The sequence below is a fragment of the Alicyclobacillus vulcanalis genome, assembly GCF_900156755.1.
In the GTDB taxonomy this organism is placed as follows: domain Bacteria; phylum Bacillota; class Bacilli; order Alicyclobacillales; family Alicyclobacillaceae; genus Alicyclobacillus; species Alicyclobacillus vulcanalis.
On sequence record NZ_FTOO01000001.1, the window covers coordinates 206,767 to 231,116 of the forward strand.

The 24,350-nt window shown below is 64.5% G+C and carries 21 protein-coding genes; 17 read left to right on the forward strand and 4 right to left on the reverse strand.

What is annotated here, in order from left to right; all coding sequences use genetic code 11:
- Positions 1–2: 2 nt before the first annotated feature.
- The 13 genes from fni (at position 3) to BW934_RS01080 (ending at position 14,696) form a co-directional block, all read left to right on the forward strand.
- Positions 3–1,088: a type 2 isopentenyl-diphosphate Delta-isomerase gene (gene fni / locus BW934_RS01020; protein ID WP_234969444.1), complete on the forward strand. Its 1,086-nt coding sequence runs from the start codon at positions 3–5 to the stop codon at positions 1,086–1,088.
- Between the two features lie 119 nt (positions 1,089–1,207).
- Positions 1,208–2,218: an adenosyl-hopene transferase HpnH gene (hpnH, locus tag BW934_RS01025; RefSeq protein WP_076344171.1), complete on the forward strand. Its 1,011-nt coding sequence runs from the start codon at positions 1,208–1,210 to the stop codon at positions 2,216–2,218.
- Positions 2,200–2,841, forward strand: a complete 642-nt coding sequence (locus tag BW934_RS01030; RefSeq protein ID WP_234969445.1) for a phosphorylase family protein — start codon at positions 2,200–2,202, stop codon at positions 2,839–2,841. The genes hpnH and BW934_RS01030 overlap by 19 nt, the downstream gene beginning before the upstream one ends.
- Positions 2,820–3,815 (forward strand): hopanoid-associated sugar epimerase, encoded by a 996-nt coding sequence (gene hpnA, locus BW934_RS01035; protein ID WP_234969447.1) that lies wholly within the window; start codon positions 2,820–2,822, stop codon positions 3,813–3,815. Before BW934_RS01030 ends, hpnA begins: the two co-directional genes overlap by 22 nt.
- A gap of 32 nt (positions 3,816–3,847) precedes the next feature.
- Positions 3,848–5,743, forward strand: a complete 1,896-nt coding sequence (shc, locus tag BW934_RS01040; RefSeq protein WP_076344177.1) for a squalene--hopene cyclase — start codon at positions 3,848–3,850, stop codon at positions 5,741–5,743.
- An 8-nt stretch (positions 5,744–5,751) separates the two neighbouring features.
- The gene (hpnC, locus tag BW934_RS01045; protein ID WP_076344672.1) at positions 5,752–6,627 is read left to right on the forward strand and encodes a squalene synthase HpnC; all 876 of its coding nucleotides are present in this window, start codon (positions 5,752–5,754) and stop codon (positions 6,625–6,627) included.
- A complete protein-coding gene (locus BW934_RS01050) occupies positions 6,624–7,493 on the forward strand; it encodes a phytoene/squalene synthase family protein (RefSeq protein WP_076344179.1) in 870 nt (289 codons plus the stop codon). The genes hpnC and BW934_RS01050 overlap by 4 nt, the downstream gene beginning before the upstream one ends.
- Positions 7,460–8,800, forward strand: a complete 1,341-nt coding sequence (hpnE, locus tag BW934_RS01055; protein WP_076344181.1) for a hydroxysqualene dehydroxylase HpnE — start codon at positions 7,460–7,462, stop codon at positions 8,798–8,800. Before BW934_RS01050 ends, hpnE begins: the two co-directional genes overlap by 34 nt.
- A 79-nt stretch (positions 8,801–8,879) precedes the next feature.
- Complete coding sequence (locus BW934_RS01060) at positions 8,880–10,190, forward strand: S1C family serine protease (RefSeq protein WP_076344183.1); 1,311 nt, start codon at positions 8,880–8,882, stop codon at positions 10,188–10,190.
- 328 nt (positions 10,191–10,518) lie between these two features.
- Positions 10,519–12,171 (forward strand): spore germination protein, encoded by a 1,653-nt coding sequence (locus BW934_RS01065; protein WP_407639940.1) that lies wholly within the window; start codon positions 10,519–10,521, stop codon positions 12,169–12,171.
- 15 nt (positions 12,172–12,186) lie between these two features.
- Positions 12,187–13,389 carry a Ger(x)C family spore germination protein gene (locus BW934_RS01070; protein ID WP_076344185.1) on the forward strand — a complete coding sequence of 401 codons (1,203 nt, stop codon included), beginning with the start codon at positions 12,187–12,189 and terminating at the stop codon, positions 13,387–13,389.
- Positions 13,386–13,592 (forward strand): hypothetical protein, encoded by a 207-nt coding sequence (locus BW934_RS01075; protein WP_076344188.1) that lies wholly within the window; start codon positions 13,386–13,388, stop codon positions 13,590–13,592. The genes BW934_RS01070 and BW934_RS01075 overlap by 4 nt, the downstream gene beginning before the upstream one ends.
- A 6-nt stretch (positions 13,593–13,598) precedes the next feature.
- Complete coding sequence (locus BW934_RS01080) at positions 13,599–14,696, forward strand: GerAB/ArcD/ProY family transporter (RefSeq protein WP_076344190.1); 1,098 nt, start codon at positions 13,599–13,601, stop codon at positions 14,694–14,696.
- On the opposite strand, the gene BW934_RS01085 is transcribed toward BW934_RS01080, so the two are convergent.
- Together BW934_RS01085 and BW934_RS01090 are read right to left on the reverse strand one after the other, a co-directional pair.
- Entirely contained in the window at positions 14,697–15,095 is a 399-nt protein-coding gene (locus BW934_RS01085; RefSeq protein WP_076344192.1) for a VOC family protein, read from the reverse strand.
- 14 nt (positions 15,096–15,109) lie between these two features.
- Entirely contained in the window at positions 15,110–15,931 is an 822-nt protein-coding gene (locus tag BW934_RS01090) for a phosphosulfolactate synthase (protein WP_076344676.1), read from the reverse strand.
- A gap of 340 nt (positions 15,932–16,271) precedes the next feature.
- Here BW934_RS01090 and BW934_RS01095 point away from each other — a divergent pair, with 340 nt between their 5' ends.
- The gene (locus BW934_RS01095; protein WP_076344194.1) at positions 16,272–17,447 is read left to right on the forward strand and encodes a C40 family peptidase; all 1,176 of its coding nucleotides are present in this window, start codon (positions 16,272–16,274) and stop codon (positions 17,445–17,447) included.
- A 114-nt stretch (positions 17,448–17,561) separates the two neighbouring features.
- Here the strand turns inward: BW934_RS01095 and BW934_RS01100 are convergent, their stop codons facing one another.
- A complete protein-coding gene (locus BW934_RS01100) occupies positions 17,562–18,755 on the reverse strand; it encodes a glycosyltransferase family 2 protein (protein ID WP_076344196.1) in 1,194 nt (397 codons plus the stop codon).
- Positions 18,756–18,921: 166 nt separating this feature from the next.
- On the opposite strand from BW934_RS01100, the gene BW934_RS01105 reads away from it, so the two are divergent.
- The 3 genes from BW934_RS01105 (at position 18,922) to BW934_RS01115 (ending at position 23,441) form a co-directional block, all read left to right on the forward strand.
- Positions 18,922–21,009, forward strand: coding sequence for a peptidoglycan D,D-transpeptidase FtsI family protein (locus BW934_RS01105; protein WP_076344198.1), 2,088 nt, complete (start codon positions 18,922–18,924; stop codon positions 21,007–21,009).
- Between the two features lie 92 nt (positions 21,010–21,101).
- The gene (locus BW934_RS01110) at positions 21,102–21,746 is read left to right on the forward strand and encodes an HlyD family secretion protein (RefSeq protein WP_076344200.1); all 645 of its coding nucleotides are present in this window, start codon (positions 21,102–21,104) and stop codon (positions 21,744–21,746) included.
- 12 nt (positions 21,747–21,758) lie between these two features.
- Positions 21,759–23,441, forward strand: a complete 1,683-nt coding sequence (locus BW934_RS01115; protein WP_076344202.1) for a DHA2 family efflux MFS transporter permease subunit — start codon at positions 21,759–21,761, stop codon at positions 23,439–23,441.
- Between the two features lie 25 nt (positions 23,442–23,466).
- On the opposite strand, the gene BW934_RS01120 is transcribed toward BW934_RS01115, so the two are convergent.
- On the reverse strand, positions 23,467–24,291 hold the full coding sequence (locus BW934_RS01120; protein WP_076344204.1) for a UTP--glucose-1-phosphate uridylyltransferase: 825 nt from the start codon (positions 24,289–24,291) through the stop codon (positions 23,467–23,469).
- Positions 24,292–24,350: the final 59 nt, after the last annotated feature.

Genomic DNA, 24,350 nt, shown 5'->3' on the forward strand with positions numbered 1-24,350 from the left:
GTATGACGTTGACGCAGGATATCCGGCAGCGGCGCAAGGTCGAGCACGTGCAGGCCGTGCAGGCGCTCGGCGATCCGGCGAGCGTCTCGAGCGGGTTTGAATGCGTCGAGCTCGTCCCCTGCGCCGTGCCGGAGGTGGCCTGGGACGACGTGTCCCTGGCCACCGAAATCTGCGGCGTGCGCCTCGAGTCGCCGATCATCATCAACGCGATGACGGGCGGCGCCGACGAAGTGTACGACATCAACCGCAGGCTTGCGCAGGTCGCGCGCCGATTCGGGCTGGCCATGGCGCTCGGCTCTGCATCGGCTGGATTGGCCTCCCCGGAGGTGGCCTACACGTACCGCGTCGTGCGCGAGATTCACGAGGACGGGATCGTCATCGCCAACGTGGGCATGGGCACGCGGCTGGAGCGCGCGCGGCAGGCGGTGGAGCTGGTCGGCGCGAATCTCCTCCAGGTTCACTTCAACGCGGCGCAGGAGCTGTTTATGGCCGAAGGCGATCGCGACTTTCGCGGGGCGCTCGAGGCGCTGGCAGAAGTGGCGCATGGGGTGGGCGTGCCGGTGGTGGCGAAGGAGGTCGGGCAGGGCATCTCGGCGGAGGACGCCACCCGATTTGCGGACGCCGGCGTGCGCGCCATCGACGTGGGCGGACTGGGCGGGACGAACTTCATCGCCGTCGAGGCCTGGCGGCGGGGCGTCGAGATCGACGAATTCTGGAGCCGATGGGGGCTCAGGACTGCCGCCGCAGTGTGCGAGGTGCAGGCAGCTGCCGGCCACCGGGTGGACGTGATCGCGTCCGGGGGCATTCGCACCGCGCTCGACGTCGCCAAGGCGATGGCGCTCGGCGCGCGGGCGGTGGGCATCGCGGGGCCGCTTGTCCGCATGGCGACGCAGGCGGACGGGGAGGCGCAGCTGAATCGATTTATGGAGGAGCTGCACTTCGGGCTTCGCGCGCTGCTTGTGCTGACGGGCTGCCGGAATTTCTCCGAGTTGCGCGGCAAGCCGGTCGTCATCCTGGGCTGGCTGCGCGAGTGGCTCGAGGCGCGGGGGCTCGCGGCTTGGATGGACGCGCGCGGGCGGGCCAATTGAGGCGCAGCCGCGCGGGCTGGGATGATTTGCGATCGCGCCGCAGCAGGGATATCCTTCCCTTAGATGGCCTTTTTTCTACGGACTCATGTGTCGAATCGGATTGAGGAGGAGGGATCGGCATGGCGCGACAGTCGTTCTCCGCAACGGTCGACATGGTGAAGTACCTGGCGAAGAACCGCATCAAGGGCGTCAAGCGGTATCCGATGGTCCTGATGCTCGAGCCGACCGAACTGTGCAACTTGACGTGCACGGGGTGCGGAAAAATCAGGCAGAGCCCCGACGTGCTGAAGATGCGCATGACGGCGGAGGATTGCTTCAAGGCCATCGATGAATGCGGCGCGCCCGCGGTCTCGATCGCGGGTGGAGAGCCGCTCGTGCACCCCGAGATTGTCGAGATCGTCAATGGCATGCTGGAGCGGCGCAAGCTCGTGATGCTCTGCACCAACGGCATTCTGTTGCACCGGGTCATCGACAAGCTGAAGCCGCATCCGAACTTCACGTTTGTGTTCCACCTGGATGGCAAGCGAGAGCACCACGACAAGATGGTGGAGCGCAAGGGCGTCTTCGACATCGTGATGAAGGGCATCAAGGCGGCCAAGGAGCGCGGCTTCCGCGTGGCGACCAACACGACGCTCTACAAGGGCGCGAGCGCGGAGGACACGGCGGAACTCCTGCTCGAGCTCATGGAGATGGGCGTCGACAACTGCATCGTCTCCCCGGCGTTCACCTACGAAGAGGTCGATCCGTCGCACAGCGACATCTTCCTGCACCGCAAGGAAGTCCACGAGCTCGTGCGGGACATCATGGCGCGCTGCGGAGACCGCATCCGCTTCTACGACACGCCCATCTACTTCGACTTCCTGCAGGGCAAACGGGAGCTGCGCTGCACGCCGTGGGCGATGCCGAACCGGAACCCGAAGGGCTGGAAAGGCCCCTGCTATCTGTTGACGGATGAACACTACGATACGTTCCAGGAAATGATGGAAAAGACGAACTGGGACGAGTTCGGTTACGGCGAAAACCCTCGCTGCGCCAGCTGCATGATGCACTCCGGCTACGAGATGGCTGCGCTGAAGGCCCTGACGCCGCGCGATACCTGGCGCCTCGTGCGGTGGTTCTTCGCCTCGTGACCGTGCTCGTCGTCACCGCGCTTCGATTTGAACGCGCGGCGTTTCGCCATCTTGCCCGCCGCCCCGGATGGGTGGTCCGGGCGACGGGCGTGGGGCCTGCGCGCGCGGGCGACGGCCTGATGCAGCTCCTCGATGCGGTGCGCCCTGCGCTCGTCGTGGGCGCCGGGGTGTGCGGCGGCTTGGACGCCGCACTCTCCTCGGGCGATCTCGTCCTGCCGAGCGAGGCGGTGACCCCCGACGGCGAGCGGGAGCCACTGGCGATGGACGCGGCGTTTGCGGACATTGCCCGGCGCATCGCCGGCGCGCACGGCGTCCGGGCGCACATCGGTGGGCGGATGGTGTCCGTCGAGCGCATCGCTTCGACGCCCGCGGACAAGCGGGAGCTCGCCCGCCTGAGCGGCGCCTGCGCCGTCGATCAGGAGACGTTCGCCTGGGCGCGCGCCTCGCGCGCGGCCGGCATTCCGTTTTTCGCCGTCCGCGCCGTGCTGGATGAGGCACAGGAGCCCATTGCGTCGTGGCATCCATCGGCGTGGCCGAGCGCTCTCCGCCTGCCCGCTCGCGCACTTCGCGCGAGGCGCATGCTTCGCGAGTTCGGGAGGGAATGGCCTTGCTGGCGTTCGTGACCGGGGGCTCCGGCTTTGTCGGGTATCACGTGGCCCGAGTGCTCGTCATGAGCGGCCACCGTGTGCGCGCGCTCGTCCGGCGCCCCAATGCCGCGCCGCACCTCGCGGCGCTCGGCGTCGAGATGGTCGAGGGCGATCTCGCCACCGGCCAAGGGCTCCTCGACGGGATCGACGGCTGCGACGCCGTGTTTCACGTCGCCGCGCACTACTCGCTCGATCCCCGCGACGACGCGCTCATGTACGCGGCGAACGTCGAGGGCACGCGGCGCGTGTTGGAGGCGGTTCGCCTCGCAGGGGGGCCGCGCCTCGTCTACACGAGTTCCACCGCGGCGGTGAAGCTGCGGCACGATGGGCGCCCCGCGACGGAGGACGACGGCTTCAACGATCCCGACCGCGTGGTGAGCACCTACAAGCGCACCAAGGTGCTCGCGGAGCGCCTCGTCATGGAAGCCGCGGCGCAGGGCATGGACGTGGTCGTCGTCAACCCGTCCACGCCCGTCGGGCCGTACGACGTGAAACCGACGCCCACCGGCCGCATCGTGCTCGACACCATGCGCGGCAAGATGCCGGGCTACGTCGAGACGGGCCTGAATCTCGTCGCCGTGGAGGATGTCGCCATCGGGCACCTGCTCGCCTACGATCGCGGCCGCGCCGGCGAGCGGTACATCCTCGGCAATCGAAACATGCACTTCGGCGAGCTCGTGCGGCTCATCGCAGAGCTCGCGGGCGTGAAACCGCCGCGGCTGAAGATTCCGTTTTTCGCGGCCATGGCGTACGCCGTGATCGACGAGCGCATCGTCTCGCCGCTCATGAAGCGGCCGGCGAGGGCGCCTGTGGCGGGCGTGCGGTTGGCGCGTGAGCCCATGTATTTTGACGCTTCCAAGGCGGTGCGGGAACTCGGTTTACCGCAATCGCCCATCGAGGACGCGCTGCGCCGCGCCATCGAGTGGTTTCGCAGTGCGCAGATGGCGTGAGGCGCGACATCACCTGAAAGGGGGAGGGTCGGATGGCTGAGCAGTTGGTGGAAGCGCCGGCCTACGCGCGGGCGTTGGACCGCGCGGCGGAATATCTCCTCTCCTGCCAGAAGGACGAAGGCTACTGGTGGGGGCCTCTTCTGAGTAACGTCACCATGGAAGCGGAATACGTCTTGTTGTGCCACATTCTCGATCGCGTCCATCCAGAGCGCATGGAGAAAATTCGGCGGTATCTCCTCCACGAGCAGCGGGAGGACGGGACCTGGGCCTTGTATCCGGGGGGGCCGCCGGATCTCGACACGACCATCGAAGCCTACGTGGCCCTCAAGTACATCGGCATGTCGCCGGACGAGGAACCGATGCAGAAGGCGCTCCGGTTCATTCAGAGCCAAGGCGGGATCGAGTCGTCTCGCGTCTTCACGCGCATGTGGCTCGCGCTCGTCGGGGAGTATCCGTGGGAGAAGGTGCCCATGGTGCCGCCGGAGATCATGCTGCTCGGCAAGCGGATGCCGCTCAACATCTACGAGTTTGGCTCCTGGGCGCGGGCGACGGTGGTGGCGCTGTCCATCGTCATGAGCCGCCAGCCGGTCTATCCATTGCCGGAGCGGGCGCGGGTGCCCGAGCTGTACGAGACCGACGTGCCGCCGCGGCGCAGAGGTGCGAAGGGCGGGGGCGGACGGATGTTTGACGTCCTGGACCACTTGCTGCACGGGTACCAGAAGTGGTCTGTCCACCCGTTTCGACGCGCCGCCGAGATGCGCGCGCTGGATTGGTTGCTCGAGCGGCAGGCGGGCGACGGCAGCTGGGGCGGCATTCAGCCTCCATGGTTTTACGCGCTCATCGCCCTCAAGATCCTCGACATGACCCAGCATCCCGCGTTCAAGAAGGGGTGGGAGGGCCTCGAACTCTACGGCGTGGACCTGGATTACGGCGGCTGGATGTTTCAGGCCTCCATCTCGCCCGTGTGGGACACGGGGCTCGCCGTGCTCGCGCTCCGAGCCGCTGGACTTTCGGCCGATCACGACCGCTTGGTCAAGGCGGGCGAGTGGCTGCTCGACCGGCAAATCACCGTGCCGGGCGACTGGAGCGTCAAGCGCCCCAACCTCAAACCCGGCGGCTTCGCTTTCCAGTTTGACAACGTCTACTATCCCGACGTCGATGATACGGCGGTGGTCGTTTGGGCGCTGAACAGCTTGCGCCTGCCGGACGAGCGGCGCAGGCGGGAAGCCATGACCCGCGGCTTTCGCTGGATCGTCGGCATGCAGAGCTCAAACGGCGGCTGGGGCGCCTACGACGTCGACAACACAAGCGATTTGCCCAACCACATTCCCTTCTGCGACTTCGGCGAGGTCACCGATCCGCCGTCGGAAGACGTCACGGCGCACGTGCTCGAGTGCTTCGGAAGCTTCGGCTACGACGACGCCTGGAAGGTGATTCGCCGCGCCGTGGAGTATCTCAAGCGCGAGCAGAAGCCGGACGGCAGTTGGTTCGGCCGCTGGGGCGTGAACTACCTGTACGGAACGGGTGCCGTGGTGCCCGCGCTGAAAGCCGTCGGGATCGACATGCGCGAGCCGTTCATTCAGAAGGCGCTCGACTGGGTGGAGCAGCATCAAAACCCGGATGGCGGATGGGGCGAGGATTGCCGCTCATACGAGGATCCATCGTACGCGGGCAAGGGGCCGAGCACGCCTTCGCAGACGGCCTGGGCCTTGATGGCGCTTATCGCGGGCGGCCGCGCGGAGTCGGCGGCGGCGCGCCGAGGTGTCGAGTATCTGGTCGAGACGCAGCGCGCGGACGGCGGTTGGGATGAACCGTACTACACGGGCACGGGGTTCCCGGGCGACTTTTATCTCGGCTACACCATGTACCGGCACGTGTTCCCCACGCTCGCGCTCGGGCGCTACAAGCAGGCCATGGAGCGCAGGTGAGGATGGCGATGGTGGGCGTGCCAACGGAGCTTCAAGGCGACTTCGAGGTCTGCCGCCAGCTCACGCGGGCGCATTACGAGAACTTTTCCGTCGTGTCGATGTTCGTCCCGCGCCAACTTCGTCCGCACTTTTATTCGATTTATGCCTTTTGTCGCGGCGTGGACGATCTCGGCGACGAGTTTCCGGGCGACCGCCTGGCGGCTCTCGACGCCTTTGAGCAGGAGCTGCGGCGCGCGTTCGCGGGCGAGGCCACGACGCCCGCGTTCCGCGCCCTTCAATACACCATCGCGAGCTGCCGCCTGCCGATGGAACCTTTTCTTCGGCTCATCGAGGCCAACCGGCGCGATCAGCGCCAACACACGTACGAGACCTGGGACGACCTGCGCGACTACTGCCGCTACTCGGCGGATCCCGTCGGCCGTCTCGTGCTCGGCGTCTTCGGGCTTTTGGACGACGAACGGGCCGCGCTTTCCGACGCCACCTGCACCGCCCTTCAGGTGGCCAATCACATGCAGGACATCGAGCGCGATCTCGCCCTCGGCCGCATCTACGTGCCCCGCGCGGACCTCGAGCAATTCGGCGCTTCGCTCGACGACATCCGTTTGCGGCGCGCCACAGAGGGTGTGCGCCGATGCATCGAGCTCGAGGTCGACCGCGCGCAGGCGCTCTTCGACGAGGGCCGCAGGCTCGAATCGCTCGTGCCTTCGCCCCTTGCGCGTCAGTTGAAACTGTATCGCCTCGGCGGCGAGGCCATCTTGGCGGCCATTCGCCGCCAAGGCTTCAACCCCTTTGCCGGCCGCCCCGTGGTCTCGGGCGGGCAAAAACTCCGCATCGCGCTCTCGGTGCTCGCGGGCCGCGCGAAAGGCGAAGGAGGGTCGGCATGAATCTCACCGAGGCTTATGAACACTGTGCGCGGCGCACGCGCGAAGCCGGCAGCTCGTTCTACTACGGCATGCGCATGCTTCCGCCCGCCAAACGCCGCGCCATGTACGCCATCTACGCGTGGAGCCGGCTGTGCGACGACGCGGTGGACGATCACACAGGCGCCGACGCCCTGTCCCATCTCGCGACGGCCGAGCGCATCTACCGCGCCGCGTACGCGGACGACTACCACGCGTCCGCCGAGCCCGTCGTCCTCGCGCTCGGAGACGCCGTCCGGCGGTTCGGCATTCCCCAGGAGCCGTTTGCCCACCTCGTCCGCGGCATGCGGCTCGACATGGAGCCCGTCCGCCTGCGCACGCTCGCCGATCTCGAGGCGTACTGCGACGACGTCGCGGGCACCGTCGGACTCATGTGCGTCCATATCTTCGGCTACCGCGATGGCCGGGCCCTCGAGCTCGCCATCGACATGGGGCGAGCGCTGCAGCTGACCAACATCCTGCGCGATCTCGGCGAAGACCTCGCGCGCGATCGCGTCTATCTCCCGGAGGAGGAGATGGAGCGGTACGGTTACTCCTTCGCCGATCTCGTCCAGCGCCGCGTGACCCCAGCCTTTTTCGCCCTCATGCGAGCACAGGCCGAGCGGGCGAAGGCGTACTACGCGCGGGCCGCGGAGCTGTTTTCGCTCGTGGAGCCGGACAGTCTGCGCTGCCTGAGCATGCTCTACATCATGTATCGGCGGCTCCTGGACAAGATCGAGGCGCGCGGATTTCGCGTGTTCGACGAGCGCATCTCGTTAAGCGGATCGCAGAAATTACGGCTCGTGTGGGGGGTCTTATGGAACAGGCGCGCAATCGGATCATCATCGTAGGCGCCGGCTGGGCAGGCTTGAGCGCCGCGCATCACCTGCTTTCGGCCGGCGTACCCGGGAGGCAAATCGTCCTTTTGGAGCGCGCGCCGCACGTGGGCGGCCGCGCCTTTTCCTTTGCCGACCGGGAATCGGGTCACGTCCTCGACAACGGCCAGCACGTGCTGCTCGGCTGTTGCACGGCGTTTTCCCGCCTCCTCGCCGCGTTGACGCGCGATCCCGGCGTGCGCTTTCAGCCGCTCCTGTCGATCCCCGTCCACGCCGACGGGCGTTGGTCGACCATCGAGAGCCGCCGCCTCCCGGGACCCCTTCACCTCGTGCCGTCGCTTCTTCGCTACAGCCACGTCTCGCTCGACGGGCGCCTGCGCATCGCTCGGGCCGCCTTGGCGATGATGTCGGCGCGCCCCGAAGAGCTCGACTCGCTCTCGTTCCGGGCGTTTCTCGAGCACCACGGGCAGTCGGACGAAGTCGTCGAGCGGGTGTGGGATCTCGTCGGCACGGCCATTCTCAACGGCCACGCCGACCAGATTTCCGCCGGTCTCGCCGTCGAGGCGTTTCAAATCGGGTTTCTCCGCGGCCCCGAGCCAGCTCGCCTCGGGCTCTTCACCCGACCCTTGGGCGATCTCGCCGCAGAGGCATGCGCATCGCTCGCGGCGCAAGGCGTCGCCGTTCACCGCGGCCGCGCCGTGGCCGTCACGGCGGACGAAGGCGGGGCGACGGGCGTGGTGCTCGCGGACGGATCTCACCTCGGCGCGTCGCGGGTCATCCTCGCCGCGCCGCACGATCAGGCGCGAGCCCTCCTCCCAGACGGGGCCCTTTCGTCCGCGGCCTGGCTTGACCAGGTGCGCTATAGCCCGATTCTCAACGTGTATATCGAGTACGAAGCGCCCGTGATGGACCCCGAGGTCGCGGCCTCGTTCGCCATGGGCGGCATGTTTGTGTTTAACCGCGGGCGCCTGCTTGGCGACGCAGAGCGCGACGGGCGCCTGCTGTCCATCTCCGTCTCCGCGGCGGATCGGTACCGGGCGTGGGATGCGGACGAGATCGCGCGCACAGTTGAGAGAGCCGTGGCGGACATGTTCCCGGCCGCCCGAGGGACGCCCGCCGTCTGGCGGAAGGTGGTCTGGCAGCCGAAGGCGACCTTTCTGGCCCAACCGGGCCTCGGCATGCGGCGCCCCGGGGTGCGATCCCGGCTGCGAGGTCTGTACCTGGCGGGGGACTGGGTGGATACGGGCTGGCCAGCCTGTCTGGAGGGTGCGGTGCGAAGCGGCGAAATGGCGGCCGCGGCCGCGGTGGAGGACGGCCTGTGAGGGTTTCGATGCGGTTTCAAGGTTGAAGAAGCATACTAAGCGCAGAAAAGGTCAAGACCTGGATAAAGGGTGATCTTCGATGCGCTTTTACCGTCCGCGCTCTGATCAAGGCTTCTTCTACGAATCCGGCGGGACGCTTCGCTGGATTGTGACCGTCATTGTGTCCGCGCTCGTCGGCGCGGGTGCGACGCTCGGCGTGGTCGCCGCCACCCGCAGCGGTGGTTTGTCGCCACTCAACTCGACGAGCAACACCGTCCCGCCGGCCTCCACGACCAAACCGATGTCGGTGAACGTCAACATCAACGACGACATCACGCAGGTGGTCAAGAAGGTCGAGCCCGACGTGGTGGCGGTGGTCAACTACACCACCACCAGCAACTTCTTCACGCAGCAGTCGCAGACGCAGGAGTCCGACATCGGCTCCGGCGTGTACTTCTACAAGAGCGGGAACAACGCCTACATCGTCACCAACAACCACGTGGTGCAGGGCGGATCGAAGGTGCAGATTGTCCTCATGACCAACAAGCGCGTCAACGCGACGGTGGTGGGGACAGATCCGTACACGGATCTCGCCGTCCTGCGGGTGCCCGTCTCGGCGTTCCCGGGCATCCAACCGGCTCAGTTCGCCAACTCGGACGACATTCAGGTGGGTGAGCCCGCCATCGCCATCGGCACGCCGATGGGCCTCGATTTCGCCGATACGGTGACAGCGGGCATCATCAGCGGCGATCAGCGCATGATGCCGGTGGAAGACCCGACATCGGACGCGGTGCTCGACTATCAGCCGGTGATTCAGACGGACGCGGCCATCAACCCCGGCAACAGCGGCGGCCCGCTCCTGAATGCAGCCGGGCAGGTGGTCGGCATCAACTGTAGCAAGATCGTCGCGCCGAACTTCGAGGGCATGGGCTTCGCCATTCCGTCGAATGAAGTCCTCAATATCGCGTTCCAAATCATCAAAACCGGCCACGCCGTTCACCCGGCGCTCGGCATCGAGGGCATCGACCTGTCGAGCATCCCGAGCGGGTATCTGCCGAACAACATTCCGGTGGATTACGGCGTGTACATCGAGTCGGTGGACTCTGCCAACGCCAAGCGCGCCGGCCTCCAGCAGGGCGACGTGATCATCGCCCTCAATGGGAAAACCGTTCAGTCGATCGCCGACTTGCGGACGGAGCTGTTCACGCTGAAACCCGGTCAGACGGTGCCCATCGTCGTCTACCGAGGCGATCGGAAGCTCACGCTGCAAATCAAGATTGGGGAGGAAGAGTCGCCGAACACGACGGAAAGCGGCAATTCGGCGAATCAGTCGTCGCAGAATCCGTTCTCGTCGGGCGGCGGGAGCATCTTCCCGAACCCGTTCAATTCCACCAATCCGTTCGGCTATTGAGCGGCGCGAACGAGACCTGGATCAAGGCAGCCCCTGCGCGCCAAGCGCACGGGGGCTGCCTTTTTGTCTTAGCGCCTCCGCACACCTCTTGCGCAGAGCTCCTGCGCGCATCCCGGTGGAAACGTTGCACTGCGGCGGCCCAACGCCCGTTCATGCGCACACGTTTCTGTATCAAATGGGTACATATTCCATACAATAAGCCAAGGAGGTGATAGAGGTGAAAAGTGGTGTGCGCATTCGGCGGCGACAGCGAGGGGCGAAAAGCCACGAGGCGCCGCCTGAACAGCGCGCGGCACCGGACAGCCAGGGCCGCGAACGCGAAGGGGCGGTGAGCGGAGGCGAGCCCCAGCCGGCGCAGCAGGCCGAGGGTGCGACGAACGGTTCGGCGAAACGGCGGCCCCGCGCGTCGTCGCCGCAGGCGCCGGCAAGTGCCGCGTCCAACCGGTCGCCCGGGGCCCAGTCCGAGCCGGGCGGCAACGCCGCCAAGGAGCGGCTGCATCGCGGACTGGAGGACAACCTCAGCGTCCTGCAAAACCTGTTCGATGGTTGCTCGGACGTCCAGTTTCGCCATTTTGAACTCGAGGCCGGGCGCCGCGGTGCGCTCGTGTACTTCACGGGCATGGTCGAACTCGATGAGCTGAGCGAGGGCGCCCTGGTCCCGCTTCTCACCGCCTTCCACCCGCACACCGTTCGCGACTACGACCCCAAAGAGCTCGCCGGGCGGTCGTTGCCGGCGGCCCAGGCGGACGTGGTGCAGACGGTGGACGACGTGGTGGACGCGATCGTCCTCGGTCGCGCGGTGCTGTTTGTGGACGGCTTTGACGCGGCCGTGTCGCTCACCACCACCTCTCCGCCGCGGCGGGCCATTTCAGAACCCGAAACGGAGTCGGTCGTGCGCGGCCCGCGCGAGGGCTTCACGGAAGACATCGCGCTCAACATGTCGCTTTTGCGCCAGAAGCTGCGCACGCCGAAGCTGAAGTCTGTGCCGTACTACATCGGCAAGTACACGAAGACCGAGGTCCGGCTCGTGTACGTCGAGGGGCTGGCGGACGAAAAGGTCATCGCCGAGGCCAAGCGCCGCATCGAGGGCATCGAAATCGACGGCGTCCTCGAGAGCGGGTATCTCGAAGAGTTGATCGAGGACCAGCCGCTGTCCCCGTTTCCCCAATTTCAATATTCGGAGCGGCCGGATACGGTCGCGGCGCAGCTTCTCGAGGGCCGCTTCGCCATTCTGACCAACGGCACGCCGTTTGCACTCGTGGCTCCGGTCACATGGTGGCAGTTCCTGCAGGCGAGCGAGGACTACTACGAGCGATTTTTCTTGGTCTACCTTGTGCGCGTCCTGCGCTATGTGTCGCTCTTCATCGCATTGTTTCTTCCGGCCATGTACATCGCCGTGACGACCTATCATCAGGACATGCTGCCCACCAATCTCGTCATCAGCATCGCGGCGGCGCGAGAGAGCATTCCGTTTCCGGCCATCATCGAGGCCCTCATCATGGAGCTCACGTTCGAAGCGCTGCGCGAGGCAGGCATCCGCCTTCCGCGCGCGGTGGGCCACGCGGTGAGCATCCTCGGCGCCCTGGTGATTGGCGAGGCGGCCGTCGAAGCGGGCATTGTCTCGGCGCCCATGGTCATCATCGTGGCGCTGACGGGCATCGCCTCGTTCACGGTGCCCCGCTACAATGCCGCAATTGCGATCCGGCTTTTGCGCTTTCCCATGATGCTGCTCGGCGCCGTGCTCGGCATGTTTGGCCTCGTGATCGGCGTCATGTGGGTGACGGTGCACCTGTGCAAGCTGCGCTCGTTTGGCGTGCCCTACCTGTCCGGTTTTGCGCCCTACAAGCGCCAGGAGGTCAAGGACCTGTTTGTGCGGCCGCCGTGGTGGCAGATGGTCTATCGGCCGTCCTCGTACGCGCACCAGAATCGCAAGCGGATGAACAAGCAAATGATGCCTCGCCCGGAGGGCAACCCGCAGTGATGGGGTGACGCGAAGATGCGCGCGAAGACGCGAAAGTGGGCGGTGGGCCTCTTGGCGGCGGCGCTTGTGCCGCTCGTCTCGGGCTGCTGGGATCGGCGCGAAATCAACGACATGGCCTTTGTCACCGCCTGCGCGGCGGATCGCACCGAGGACGGAAAGTACCGCGTGACCGTGGAGATGCCGCTGCCCGGAAAGATTTCGACGGTGGGCAATCTTGGCGGCGGTGGCGGATCGAGCGGCAGCAAGGCGTATTTCATCGACTCGACGGTGGGGGACACGTTCAGGCAGGCCAATGCGGACGAGCAGCGCGCCATGTCGCGCCAGCTGTATTTCGCGCACATGCGCGTGTTCGTCTTTGGCGAGGAGCTCGCGCGCGACAACATCGCGCAGGCCATCGACGTCATGGCGCGCGTCCCGCAGAACCGGATGACCACGTACCTGGTGGTGAGCGAGGGCCCTGGGGCAGACGTGCTGAACACGGAGTCGAGCATGGAGAAGACGCCCGCCGAGTTTCTGCGCGAGCTCGCGAGCCAGGCCGAGCGCCATCCCCGCACGGTCAAGCGGGTGACGGAGGCGCTGTTGGCCGAGGGGCAGGACCCGTACATGCCGCTGGTGTCGGTCATCGAGACCACGCCGGGCGACGAGGCGCGCAGGCAGACCTACGTCAAGGTCACCGGGCTCGCCATCTTTCGCGGTCCGCGCATGGTGGGCATGCTGAAGGGCCCGCAGGCGGAGGGCGTGTTGTTCGCACTCGGCGAAGTCAAGCGGCCGACCATCACCGTGAACGCGCCGCGCGGCTCGGGTCACGTCTCCGTCATCGTCACCCGCTACCGGACGCGGGTCGCCATGCACCGCGATGGCGATCACGTCTCGTGCCGCATCACCGTCAAGGCGATGGGCACGCTTGCCGAAAATACCTCGCCCTACATGTATGAAATCACGAGGAACTTGCCGCGGCTCGAGCACGAGGCCTCCGCGGCCATTGCCAATGAAATCGCGTCGGGTATGCGCGCCCTTCAGGAGATGCGGGCGGACCCTGTCGGGTTGTGCAACCGCGTGTACCGGCTCTATCCTGCGCTGTGGCACGCGCGCAAGGCGGACTGGCGCGAATCGCTCTATGCGCACATTCCCGTCTCCGTCCACGTCGAGCTCGATTTGCGCAACAGCGGCAACGCCACGTCACCCGTCGCCATCCCGGAGGAGGATCTGAAGTCGTGATCGTCAACTTTGTCGAAGCGGCCGCGTTCATCGCGGCGCTCTGCGCCCTGCAATGGAACGAATGGAAACGCGCGAATCGGCCGACGCAGGTGGCGATGATCGCCATGATGACCATGGCCGCGGGGGCGTGGGTGGTGTCGAACGTCTTCCCGAACGTGCACACGTCCTTCGCGTGGTTGCCCAAGCCTTTTCACGTGAGGTGAACGCGGATGAATCAGGTGTCGTCCAGGCAAGTGGTGCTCATGGGCTTTTGCTACGTCTTTTCCGCGACGCTGGTGACTTGGCCGGGGCAAATTCTTCGATCCGCCAAGCAGGACGCGTGGGTCGGCGTGCCGATGTGCAGCCTCGCCATGGTCTTGGTCTTGTGGCTGACGGATCGCGCGCTGGCCCGGAACCCGGGGAAGGATTTGCTGACGCTCATCGTCGAGAAGTTCGGCTGGCTGGGGAAGACGGTCCTCCTCTTGTACGTCACCTTTTCGCTCATCGTCATGGCGAAGGACGTGCGGCTCGGGGTGGATTTTGTGAGCGTGGTCTTCCTGCCGGTGACGCCTGCGGTGGTGGTCGGGGCGCTCATCATCGCGACCTGCGTGTTCATGGTGCGCGGCGGCATTGAGGTCATTGCGCGCATGACGGAGCTGTACCTGCCGGTGTTTCTCCTCTTCGCGGTGTTTTGCGGGGCGCTCTTGATCCCGGACCTGAGCTGGCAATACCTGCAGCCGTTTTTCGAGTACGGCCTGGAGCGGCCCCTGATTGGCGTGTGGTATGCGTTGAACGCCATCGGGAGCATCACCATCCTGCCGCTGCTCTTCTCGCACGAGCGATTTTCGTTCCGGCAAGCATCGATTGCGCTCGTGTTTTCCGCCATGTTTCTCGAGTTCGTGCTCGTCATCTGCCAGCTCAACCTGGGAAGCCCGCTCGCGGGCCATCTGATGTACCCCGCCTATGAAGCGGTGCGCGAGGTGCGGGTGACGGACTTCTTGGACCGGTTCGACATCCTCATCGTGGGCATCTGGCTGCCGACCATTGTCATCAAGATTGCCCTGAACCTGTATTTCACCATCGCCTGCCTGCGACAGGTCGTGCCGCAGCTTCAGGCCGCTCAGGTGGCCCCGTCTTTGGGCTCGCTGGCGCTGGTCGTGAGCCTGTGGCTGTTTCACACGTCGACGGAGGTCGTGGCCGTGGACGACGTGTGGCCGCTCGTGGTCATGGTGCTCTGGCTCGCCATTCCTGCGCTCTCGGCCGTCATCATCGCGCTCATGAGCCCAGGCGCGCCCGCGCGCCCACCGAAGCCGCGGCGGGCGGGCTAGTCAGTACATCATGCGGTCGTCGAAGTAGTACTTGAATTCCAGCAGGTTGTTGGACGGATCGATGAGAAAGAACGTCTCATGCTCTTCGATCAAACCCTCGAACCGGCGGGACAAGTCGCGGTAAAACGGAAGGCCCCGCTCCTTGGCAAGCTTGTACAGGTTGTCAAAGTGGCGCTTGTCTCGAAACGTGACGCCGAAGTGCCTCGGATACATGCTGACTTCGCGGTCCCACCGATCCGACAGGTGGCAGACGAGCTGATCTCCAAAGAAGTCGAGCGTGATGCGGTCGTCATAGCGGCGCGCCAGTTTGCACCCGAGCTTCTTCACGTAGAAATCGAAGGCCTCGTCGAGATCGCGCGCGGGAATGGCTAGGTGAAAGACGTCGTTCGGGTTTCGCATCGGCACAGACCTCCTCACGATTGCCAAGCTACAGGCTCGGCTTCGGCCAGCGACCCATCGCCCGTCTCGAACTGAAGAAACGTGTCGGACCGCAGTCCTCTGCGCAGCGTCTCGAGCGGGATGGCGTCGGCGATGGCCACGTTGCCAAGATTCACGTTGGGCCCGAGTTTTTCGATGAAATACGTCTGCAGCGCCTTGTTGGGCGCCTCGAAGACGAGCCGGTTCGTGTCAAGGTGAGCTTCGAGGATCTCTTCGATCAGCCCAAAGCGCAGCTCTCCGTTTTCTCGGCAAATGCCGCTCGTGCCCGACTCACGGGCTTCCGTGATCACATACGAGGCGCCGGACGAAAAGTCCTCCCGGATAAACTGGATCCACCGGTGCGGGGGAAGCAAGAGGGACTGTTTCACGTCCTTGTAGCCGACTTCGCTCCACACGCGGAACTGGCGAGCGAATCGCTCGATGAGGCGCGCCTTCTCCGCGTTGGCGAGCGGTACCGTGCCGTTGGAGATCTCGACGTCCCGGCACCCGTAGTGGCGGCACATCGCTTCATAGTCGTCGATCCGGCCCTGTATCAGGAACTTCTCAAACAGCGTCCCGCCAAAAAAATAGCGAATTCCGAGCCGGTTGAGAACGTCCAGCTTCTCCTCGAGCCTCGGCGTGACGAGAGCCGTTCCCCAGCCGAACTTGACGGCATCGATCCACGCGCCGTTTGACTCCATCGCGTCGCGAAACCATCCGGCCGGCACGCCGTTGTCGATCACGACCGAGAGACCCACGTCCCTTGGCTTCTCGGGTCGCTCCGGCAGCCTGAGAAGCTCTGCCCATTGCGAATCCATCGCCATCCCTCCGCTCTTCGTGCCGCGAATGTGATTCGAGCATACGGAGCCAAGCTTGAATTCCGGTTGAAATGAGCGTTGTCGCGGACATTTTATCAAAAAAACTTCAAAATCGTTGGGGGCCGGTGCGCCATGGGGCGCAGGCCCGGCAACGCGGCCGCGAAAGCGGCCTTGGAGCGTCGCTTGGCTCGCGGCGAGACGAGCGCACCGTCAAAAATCGATCCCTGCCAAGCAGGAATTCCGCGCGAGGTGTCGAATATCCGTGTTTCGTAGCGAGAAAGTGCGTTGCGCGGGACAACCTGTCGCAAACGCGCGAAACTTGGGGTTGTGGGGAGCGATTATGCGGATCCAATCCAAATGGTTGACTGGCGTGTCGGTCGTCGCTGTCCTGTCGCTGGCCGCTTGTCCCAAGCCCGTGAACGCGGAAACGCTTTCTCAGGCGCAGCAGCAACTCGCACAGCTGCAGAGCCAAAAGCGGGCTGTGGAGAGCCGGCTCTCTGAGGACGCTGTGAAAGAACAGACGCTGCAAAACGCCATTCGCGCTTACCAGGTCTCCATCGACAACGTACAGGCGCAAATTCAGGCGAACCAAGCGCGCATGGCGGCCCTTCGTCAGCAGGAACATCAACTCGGCATTCAGTTGCAGCAAAACGAGGCACAGCTGAATCAGGCCGAGGAAGAGCTCGCGCAGATCGTTCGCGGCGAGTATGAGGACGGCAACGTGTCGTATCTCGAAGTCTTGTTCAACGCCACCAGCTTCACGGATTTCCTCTCGCGTCTGTATGATCTCGCGGTGGTCTCCAAGACCCAAGACCAAGTGGTTCAGTCGGTCAAGGCGCTGCAGGCGTCCATTGTGGAAAAACAGCATCAGGTGCAGGCGGCGGAGCAAGAGGCTGAACAGGTGGGCCAACAGCTGAATCAGCTGGAGGCCATGGATGAAGCGCTGAAACAGGCGCAACAGGTGAAGCTGAATGCCGTGCTTCAGGACATTGAGCAGGGCAAACAGCAACAGGGTATGCTCGAAAGCCAGATTCAACTGACGCAGTCAGACATCCAGGCCATCGAAGCGGCGACGGCGGCAGCCGAGCAGAAGGAATCGAACGCGCAGTACGTGGCGCAGCAGCAGGCCGCGCTCGTGCCGGCTGATCCCAACAGCATCATCGGCTACGCAGAACAGTTCTTGGGCACGCCCTATGTCTGGGGCGGCGAATCGCCGGGCGGCTTCGATTGCTCGGGCTTCACGCAGTACGTGTTTTCCCACTTCGGCATTCAAATTCCGCGGACGTCCGAAGAGCAGTTTGCCGTCGGCGTGCCGGTCAGTCAAAATGACCTCCAGCCAGGAGACCTTGTGTTCTTCAGCACCTACGCGCCCGGTGCGACACACGTCGGCATCTATATCGGCAATGGCCTGATGATCGACGCGCAGGACATGGGCGTCTCCATCGACAACGTCTTCAATTCGTACTGGGGACCGAAGTATCTCGGTGCGCGCCGGTTCATCAGCTCGGGCGGTTGATCCGGCAGGGCGAATCTCAGCGGATGCTTGCACATGCACGGGAAAGGCGTCGCGCCTCCTCTCAAGGAAGCGGACGCCTTTCGTCGTATGGATGCCGTCGCCGGCTCGCAGGGCTCAGAGCCCGCGGCGCAGCTCGCGCAGGGTGTAAAACGTGTCTCGCCACACCAGTCCGCCTCGCCGCACCGCGAGCACGGCCGAGCGAATGAACGCGTAGCTGTAGAGGAGCATGCCGACGGGCAGGATGAGAAACTGGTGCTTTGGCAGCCGAAGAAAGACCGCATGAAGTTCATATAAAATGCCCATGAGAACCAGTGCGTACGCGTAAATCCATCGATACCACCCAGGGCCAAAGACCAGGCCCGCAAACGGCAGAGTGTACAACGCCATCATCAGCGCCATGGCGGCGGTCAGGAGCACGGCCGAATAGTGAAACGCCGGCAGAGGCGCCTTTTCCATGCCGACGATCATCGCCCGCAAGTTTGGATACCATTCAATCTCGATCATGTCCTGCGCCACGACAAACCGCTGACGGAATCCGCGCTGCTTGATCAGTTTGCCGAGGTGCAGATCGTCGTCCGGGCGCAAGCTGATGGCGCGGTGTGTCCCGATGCGCTCGTACGCTTCGCGGCTGACGAGATTGAACGCCCCGATGCCCGCGTGCGCCCGGGTTCGCCGCCGGTACGCGCTTTGCGGGCGCTTGAACAACACATAATTGAAGATGTACATGGCCGTCAACAGCTTGAGCAGGTATCCGGAAGCCAGAAGCCGCGGCGCCACCGTCAGGTGATGCAGGCGATGGGCGTGCACGTACGCCATGGCACGCTCGATGGCGTCTGGATAAAACCGGACATCCGCGTCAGCAAACAGCAGCCAGTCGCCCGTCGCGCGCATGGCTCCCGCGTAGAGCGCGTGATTCTTGCCGAGCCATCCCCGCGGCAACTCGTGGACGTGCACCGGGATCACGCGCGCGTCCGTTGCCGCCATCCGGTCGATCACGTCGCCCGTTCCGTCGCTCGACCGGTCGTCGACGGCGATAATCTCGAGGTCGGGATACGTCTGGCGCATCAGCGAGGCGAGTGTCTCGCCGATATGTTCGCGCTCATCGCGCGCAGCCACGACGACGCTGACGCGCCCGCAGTCCTTGGGGCTCGCGCGCACAGCCTCGCGCGGCCGGAGGCGCGGCGTGCGCACGAGGTCTGGAATGGTGCGGAGAAAGATGGCCGTCCATACCACGGCGCACAGGACAGGCAGCCACGCAGCGCGCGGAAGCGCGTGTGCCAGCCAGGACCAAGCGAAGTTGGAGAACACAGGCTTCCCCCCTTCCGCCTCGCCGGGATCGGAATCCACAACTTTATGGTAATCTAGACGGAAGAAACAGTCCAACAAATCCTGCCTGCCCACTTCATTGTACGCCGATTTTGCCGTCAAGGCATGATGTCCATAAGCCACCCAGATCAAAGGACGAGGTTATCGTATGCGATTTTGGAAACGCGAAGAACTGACCGAAGAGGAGCGCCGCTACCGCAGGCGTCAGTTCCGCACGCGCGTCATTTACGCCATGACCTTCTTGTCGTTCACAGGCCTGCTCGTGCGCGCGGCGTACGTGCAGATTTCAAACGGCAAGGCGTTTCGGCAAGCCGAGCTCAGCATCCCGAAAGCGCGCATTCCGGTGCTGCCGCAGCGCGGCTGGATTTACGATGCCAATGGCCAGGTTTTGGCCTGGGATAAGCCGTCTTTGTCCATCGTCATGAATCGGTACTCCACGATGTCCGATGCGACGTATCAGCGCCTCGCGGCCAAGCTGGCGCCCGTCTTGCACCAGACGCCCCAGGCGCTTTACAGCCTGATGAAGTCGAACCAGGGCGCGATTCAAGTCACGCTTGCGAACAACGTGGCGCTCGCACAGGTGGCCTACGTCGTGGAGCACCAGTCGGATTTGCCCGGCGTCGAGGTGATTCAGGACTACGTCCGGGAGTATCCCTACGGCGATCTCGCCGGACAGGTGCTCGGCTATGTCGGCGCCATCACGGCCGAAAACGTGAAGCGGTACAAGGGGTATCTGTACAGTCAGAAGGTCGGGGAGACCGGAGTGGAGGAGCAGTACGAGCCGCTCCTTCAAGGAAAACCCGGGTACGAGCTCGTGGCCATCAACAGTGCGGGCAACGCCATCGCCCAGGCGGGGGAGATCGCCCCGCAAAACGGGAAAAATCTTCAGCTCACCCTGGACGGGCACGAGCAGGCGTGCGCGCAGATGATTGTTCAGTCCATGATTCAGAAGACGAGCGACAAGAACACCGTGGAAAATGCGGCGGCTGTGATGCTCGACGTCAAGACCGGCGGCGTGATCGCGATGGTCAGCTACCCGTACCTGGATCCGAACTGGTTTACGCTCGGGACGTTGAGTCAGCACGCCCACTACGCCTCGACGTCGGGCGCGCAGGTGAACAGCGCCATCGCGATGGTGAACTACCCGGGATCGACGGTGAAGCCCGCCAATCTGATCACGGCCATGAAGGCGGGGCTTGTCAGTCCTCAGACGACCGTCCAGGACGACGGGTACATCTACATCGGCAAGTCGCGCAAGAACGAGGACGAGGGCTTTGCGTTCGGCCCTGTCGATCCCATCAAGGCGCTCACGGTCTCGAGCGACGTGTTCTTTTACGAGGTCGGGTTGTGGTTCGGCAAGTGGTTCGGCTCGAGCGCGACGCAAGGTGGATCCTGGCCTGCAGGCGACGGCTCGTATCAGCACTATTTGAACACGGATTTGGCCAGGGGCTTGAACGCCCTGTTTCAAGGGGAGGCGGACTTTGGCCTCGGTTTCAAGACGGGCATCGATCTGCCTTACGAGGAGGACGGAAGATTTTATATCTTGGATTCGGAGCAGGGCAACCAGCAGGTGCCGTACGACCTTAAGGCGAGCGAGCGTGCGCTCGCGAGGGCGGGCGAGTACGAGAACCACGGGTCGCCCGCGAGCCTGGCGGACGCCGCGATCGGCCAATCGCAAATGTTCACACCGCTGCAGCTCGCGGAGTACGCGCTCACGCTGGCGAACCGCGGCGTACGGCTTACGCCGCACGTGCTCCAGGCGGTCTACGAGCCTAACGGCACGCCGACCAACGGCGCTCGCCCAGAATCCACCGTCAGGCCCAAGGTGGCAGGGCGGGTGACGGCTGCGCCTTGGCAGTGGGATCTCGTTCAGCGAGGCATGGTGGGGGTGACGTCGAGCTCCGACGGCACGGCGTACGGCGCGTTCGCGGGCGCGCCGTATCAGGTTGCGGGCAAGACGGGGACGGCACAGATTGTGCTCGGCGGCAAGCCGACCGACAACTCGGTCTTCATCTGCTACGCGCCCGCGGACCATCCTCAAGTGGCGGTGGCCGTGATGGCGCCGGGCGGCGGCTATGGCGCGCAGTTTTCGGCCGTGATCGCCCGGCAGATGCTCGACGCGTACTTCAACGAGCATCACGCGCCGTTTATGCCGAAGAGCGGCTGGACGGACACGTCGATCCCGGCGAACTGGAAGTCGTCGCCTGCGTACCAGATCCCGGAACAAAGCCCGTGACCGCATGGATAGAGATGGAATGCGCTGGGACGGCATGAAGCGCCGCGCGCGTGGGACACTTCATCTGACGAAGTTTTGGGGGAGGTGTCCCAATGAACGCACGGCGACTTCTCGTCATTCAGGTGATCATCCTCTTGGTGATCCTCGCGGCCGGATTCGTGGGGTACTACTTCTATCACCAGTCCACCCTCTATCTGAAGACGGATGATGCCCAGATCACGGGCAGGCAGATTGTCATCACGGCGCCGGCCTCGGGCGAAATCACCTCGTGGAGCGGGACGGAAGGGGCTCAGTTTTCGGCGGGGGACGTGATCGGCACGATTGCCGTACCGGGCGCCAAAGGGGCCTCGGTGAGCGTCACGGCGCCTGAGACGTCCACCATTGTGCAGAATCAGGCGGTCAATCATCAGTTTGTCGTGGCGGGCACGCCCTTGGCGTATGCCTACAATCTGAACGACCTGTACGTGCAAGCGAACGTCAAGGAGACGAACATCAACGATGTGCATGTCGGGCAGAACGTCGACGTGTACGTCGATGCGTTTCCCGGCACGTCGTTCCAGGGCGTCGTGCAACAGGTGGGCCTCGCGACGGCGGCGACGTTTTCGCTTCTGCCGCAGACCAACAACAACGCCAACTTCACCAAGGTCACGCAGGTCATTCCCGTGCGCATTCGCTTGCAGACGTACACGGGCCAGCTCGTGCCCGGCATGAGCGCCACGGTTCGCATCCACAAGTGAGGGGGTGGCGGCATGGACGGTGAGAAGACCATCGCCGCGCGCCCACCCGAGCCTGGGCCTGGCGGGCCGACGGGCGAGCCGGTGGTGCACAAGGGGCCCATCCTGTTTTCGCTCATTCTCGGAGCGTTTGCAGCCATCCTCAACCAGACGCTGTTGAACGTCGCGGTGCCCAAGCTGATGGCCGACTTCGATGTGTCGGCCAACACGGTCCAGTGGCTGTCGACGGGGTACTTGTTGACGAACGGCATCGTCATCCCCATGACCGCGTTTCTCATCGGCACGTTCACGACGCGCCAGTTGTTTCTCGGTGCGATGTTCCTGTTCGGCATCGGGACGCTTTTGTGTGCCCTGGCGCCCGACTTTCCCGTCATGCTGATTGGGCGCATTGTGCAGGCTGCGGGCGCAGGCGTCATGATGCCGCTGATGATGACCGTCATCCTGAATCTGTACCCACCCGAGACCCGCGGCCGCGCCATGGGCACCATCGGCATCGCGATGTTCTTTGCTCCGGCCGTCGGGCCGACGTTGTCCGGCTGGATTGTGCAGAACGCGTCGTGGCGCGTGCTGTTTTACATCGTGTTGCCTGTGGCCGTGATCGATCTCGTCGTCGCCTCGATCTTTTTGAAGAACGTCACCGAGCGGACGTATCCGAAGTTTGAGTTCTGGAGCTTCGCGTCCTCGACGATTGGGCTCGGATCGCTGTTGTACGGGTTCAGCGAGGCCGGTAACAAGGGGTGGGGCTCCGGCGAAGTGTTGATGAGCCTCGCTGTCGGCGTGGTTTTTCTCATTCTGTTTGTGATCCGCGAGCTCACCTCGGATCACCCGCTGTTAAACCTGCGCGTCTTTCGCTATGCGGGCTTCACGATCGCCGCCGTCGTCAGCTGCGTGGCGAACATGGCGATGTTCGGGGGCTCGCTTTTGACGCCGATCTACGTGCAGGACGTGCGCGGCTACTCGGCGCTCGATTCCGGGCTGATTTTGTTGCCGGGCGCCATCCTGATGGGCGTCATGTCGCCCATCTCGGGTGCGCTTCTCGACAAGATCGGGATTCGGCCGCTGGCCATCGTGGGGCTGTGCATCACCGTCGTGACCACCTGGCAGCTCGGGCACGTGACCTTGGAGACGCCGCTTCGCGCCATCATGTGGATTTACACGCTGCGCATGTTCGGCCTGAGCTTTATCATGATGACCATCATGACGGCGGGGCTCAACCACTTGCCGCGGCAGTACAACAGCCACGGGACGGCGGCGGCCAACACCGTGCGCACGGTCGCCGCTTCGCTCGGCACGTCGCTGCTCATCACCGTGATGACGGATCGGTCGAACCTACACTATCAGCAACTGGTGAACTCGGTTCAAATGAGTAACGGATTTCTCAACCTGACCTTGTCCCAGTTGGCGCAGGCCCTCGCCGCAATGGCGCCCATGACCCTTCAGCAGGCCCAAGCTCTGGTCACCTACTTGCTCTACGGCCAGGCGCAGCTTCTCTCCACCGTGGAGGGGATCGACGACAGCTTCCTCGTCGCCGCGGGCATCGCCCTGGTGGCGCTCATCATGTCGCTTTTCTTGCGCAACGTCAAGCGCACGAGGACGCTCGCCCAGCCGGCGGACTCTTCTCTGCCGGCCGCCCGCGAGATGCCGAAGCGCCGCGCGGTGGTGGTGCGAAGGACCCTCAGGCCGCGGCCCGAAGGATGAGGCGGCGGGCGCGGCGGCTCGGTCCCTAGCGGCGCGGCGCAGGGCAGGCCGCCGCCACGGGCGGCTTGGCTGTGGCGATCACGCCCTCATGCGCGCGCATCTTCGAAAGGCTTTCCGCTGCACGGGCCCACCCGGCCGCGCTCCCGATGTCAAACCGCTCGGCGCTCAGGTGCCGGGCGAACACGCCTTCTGGCACGAGCAAGCGTAGGGCATCGGTCAACTGCACTTCGCCGTTTGCCCCCGGCGCCGTTTCGGCGAGCGCGTCAAAGACAGAGGGCTGAAATGCGTACCGCCCGACGATCGCGACGTTGGATGGCGCTTCACCCGGCTTCGGCTTTTCGATCAATTCCACCACCCGGCATCCTTCGCCCACCCTGACCACACCGTAGAGGTGCACCTCCTCAAGCGGCACCTTTTGCGTACCCACGATCGCCGAAAAGCGAGCGGGCGCTCCCTCGAGCAGCGAGCCGAGCGCCAGCGGTGTCCCGAGAAACAGCTCGTCCGGCAGCAGCACGAAAAACGGCTCGCTGCCAACCTGGGGCTTCGCGCGGCGCACCGCGTCGCCAAGGCCAAGCGGCTGCTCCTGCACGACAAACGCGACCTCGGGCGCACGGCCTTCTTGCGCTTGCCGCTCTTTCGCCCACGATTGCACAAAGTCCACGAGCATGGTCTTGCCCGGACGGACGATCACGGCGATTCGCTCCACACCGCACGCCCAAGCCTCTTCGAGCGCGAAGGCGATGGCGGGCGTATCGAGCACGGGGAACATCTCTTTCGGAATCCAAAGCGTCGCTGGGCGAAGTCTGGTACCGAGCCCCGCGGCGGGAATGACGGCGCATCCGATGTCCATCGATCCCATCCTCTCCTCTGCGTGCTGTCGTGACAACGGCATCGTGGCGTCATCTTGCT

Bases quoted from the DNA above. Each gene is read 5' to 3' on its own strand.
- BW934_RS01120 (WP_076344204.1), bottom strand. From the start codon at position 24,291: ATGGACATCGGATGCGCCGTCATTCCCGCCGCGGGGCTCGGTACCAGA.
- hpnH (WP_076344171.1), top strand. From the start codon at position 1,208: ATGGCGCGACAGTCGTTCTCCGCAACGGTCGACATGGTGAAGTACCTG.
- BW934_RS01090 (WP_076344676.1), bottom strand. From the start codon at position 15,931: ATGGATTCGCAATGGGCAGAGCTTCTCAGGCTGCCGGAGCGACCCGAG.
- BW934_RS01050 (WP_076344179.1), top strand. From the start codon at position 6,624: ATGAATCTCACCGAGGCTTATGAACACTGTGCGCGGCGCACGCGCGAA.
- shc (WP_076344177.1), top strand. From the start codon at position 3,848: ATGGCTGAGCAGTTGGTGGAAGCGCCGGCCTACGCGCGGGCGTTGGAC.
- hpnE (WP_076344181.1), top strand. From the start codon at position 7,460: ATGGAACAGGCGCGCAATCGGATCATCATCGTAGGCGCCGGCTGGGCA.
- BW934_RS01085 (WP_076344192.1), bottom strand. From the start codon at position 15,095: ATGCGAAACCCGAACGACGTCTTTCACCTAGCCATTCCCGCGCGCGAT.
- fni (WP_234969444.1), top strand. From the start codon at position 3: ATGACGTTGACGCAGGATATCCGGCAGCGGCGCAAGGTCGAGCACGTG.
- BW934_RS01095 (WP_076344194.1), top strand. From the start codon at position 16,272: ATGCGGATCCAATCCAAATGGTTGACTGGCGTGTCGGTCGTCGCTGTC.
- hpnC (WP_076344672.1), top strand. From the start codon at position 5,752: ATGGTGGGCGTGCCAACGGAGCTTCAAGGCGACTTCGAGGTCTGCCGC.
- hpnA (WP_234969447.1), top strand. From the start codon at position 2,820: ATGGCCTTGCTGGCGTTCGTGACCGGGGGCTCCGGCTTTGTCGGGTAT.
- BW934_RS01070 (WP_076344185.1), top strand. From the start codon at position 12,187: ATGCGCGCGAAGACGCGAAAGTGGGCGGTGGGCCTCTTGGCGGCGGCG.
- BW934_RS01115 (WP_076344202.1), top strand. From the start codon at position 21,759: ATGGACGGTGAGAAGACCATCGCCGCGCGCCCACCCGAGCCTGGGCCT.
- BW934_RS01060 (WP_076344183.1), top strand. From the start codon at position 8,880: ATGCGCTTTTACCGTCCGCGCTCTGATCAAGGCTTCTTCTACGAATCC.
- BW934_RS01105 (WP_076344198.1), top strand. From the start codon at position 18,922: ATGCGATTTTGGAAACGCGAAGAACTGACCGAAGAGGAGCGCCGCTAC.
- BW934_RS01110 (WP_076344200.1), top strand. From the start codon at position 21,102: ATGAACGCACGGCGACTTCTCGTCATTCAGGTGATCATCCTCTTGGTG.
- BW934_RS01080 (WP_076344190.1), top strand. From the start codon at position 13,599: ATGAATCAGGTGTCGTCCAGGCAAGTGGTGCTCATGGGCTTTTGCTAC.